Consider the following 1,524-nt stretch of genomic DNA (forward strand, 5'->3'; position numbering starts at 1 on the left):
CTCTTACAGCTTGTGCGGCAGCTGGAGGCCCTACAGAAGAATTGCCGATAATGCCTGCAAGATTCGGGTACTTGGCTAACAGTTGTTTTGCTTTCTCATAAGCCTTTTGCGGATCATCTTCTGTCTCAACAATATCAATCAGCTTCATTTTTGGGTAAAACTCACTCTGCTGATGTTTGATCCATTTCAGCCATTCATTATGATTAGAAGCAGAAAAAGCTCCTGTCATAATTGCGTATTCGCCAGTTTCTTCGGTGTTCCATGCAAGCGTATCCAATAAATGTCGGCCTAATGTCTCTGTATCGACCATGTTGACAAAAAAATCTCTGCCTTCTGGATTCGTATCTGCATCCCAAGTAATAACCTTGATCCCCTTGCTTTTGGCTTCTAAAATGATGGGCAGCAGCTTTTCTGGATCGTTTGCAGAAACTGCAATCGCATCTACCGACAAATTGATAAGATGTCTAATCACATTAATCTGCTTTGATGCATCAGCGATTGGTGGCCCTTCATAAATGACGTTAACGTCCAAATCATTGGCTGCTTCCATCGCACCTTCTTCTGCGACATTAAAATAAGAAATCCCCATCACTTTTGGTACGATGCCGATTGTGTACTTTCGATGATCTTCCTGTTTCTCTGAGGTTGAATTCGATTTAATGGAATGGATCACGTCATAATCACTTTTTGAGTAACGCCCCTGACATGCGGTTGCAGTAAAAATTAATAACAGGATAACAATCATTTTCCTGAACATGCCTTCACCCTTTTCCATTAACCGTTTGCAATAGTTTCATTGCATGATGACAATAAATTCGTAAATGCTTAACAGCTGCCCCAACATTGAAAGCGTTTACCCAAATTAATTGAATTCTTCTTTTTATTGACGCCACCCCTCGCTGGAATTCATAGCTACTCTATTCTACATTCAGCTTAGCTATCCTCCCATTTAGTAAAATTGATAAAAGTTAAATTCAATGTTGATTACTACACTGAAAATGATTGGTACATTGCTCACATGAACGAAACATATCGGACACATTTAGCAAGGAAATGACTACTTCGAGCTATTATTTTCAGGCACCATTTCCTTTTATAATGAAAGGACTATCGAAATAGATTCAGAAAGGAGAAATGAAACATGCTGTATTGGATTATTTTAGGAGGCTTATTTCTATCTGGCGGCTTATATCTCATGCTGAATGGAGCAAAACTTGTTCAAGAAGACAACGTAATTCAGGATAAGATGGCGAAATCTTATGTATCAACACCTCATGAGGATGTCATTTCGTAAGCATACACCACACTTGATGCAGCAACAAAAAAATTAATAAAAAACTATTGGATCATACGGTGGCCGCTCCTCTGCTGGTTGGTGTGAACCAGCCCATTCAAAAAAACTTGTCGCTTGGGCGAGGAAATGGTCATCCACTTATCTTGATAAATATAAATCAACACTCGAAAGAAAAAATGTGTTCAGAAACTCTACGTTAAGAGATGAATAAAGGGTCTACTCTATAAGTC

The 1,524-nt window shown here is 39.0% G+C and carries 2 protein-coding genes; one reads left to right on the top strand and one right to left on the bottom strand.

Features of this window, described 5'->3' with window-relative positions; translation table 11 throughout:
- Positions 1 to 775, bottom strand: a 775-nt coding sequence (locus AB4Z17_RS33430; protein ID WP_441964754.1) for an autoinducer 2 ABC transporter substrate-binding protein, incomplete at its 3' end; no start/stop codon positions are given.
- Positions 776 to 1,141: 366 nt separating this feature from the next.
- Between AB4Z17_RS33430 and AB4Z17_RS33435 the strand changes: the two genes are divergently transcribed.
- Positions 1,142 to 1,294, top strand: coding sequence for a hypothetical protein (locus tag AB4Z17_RS33435; protein ID WP_441875077.1), 153 nt, complete (start codon positions 1,142 to 1,144; stop codon positions 1,292 to 1,294).
- Positions 1,295 to 1,524: the final 230 nt, after the last annotated feature.

The organism is Paenibacillus sp. TAF43_2 (genome assembly GCF_052113545.1).
Lineage (GTDB): Bacteria > Bacillota > Bacilli > Paenibacillales > Paenibacillaceae > Pristimantibacillus.

Excerpts from the sequence above, each read along its gene's own strand:
- AB4Z17_RS33435 (WP_441875077.1), top strand. The coding sequence starts at position 1,142 with ATGCTGTATTGGATTATTTTAGGAGGCTTATTTCTATCTGGCGGCTTA.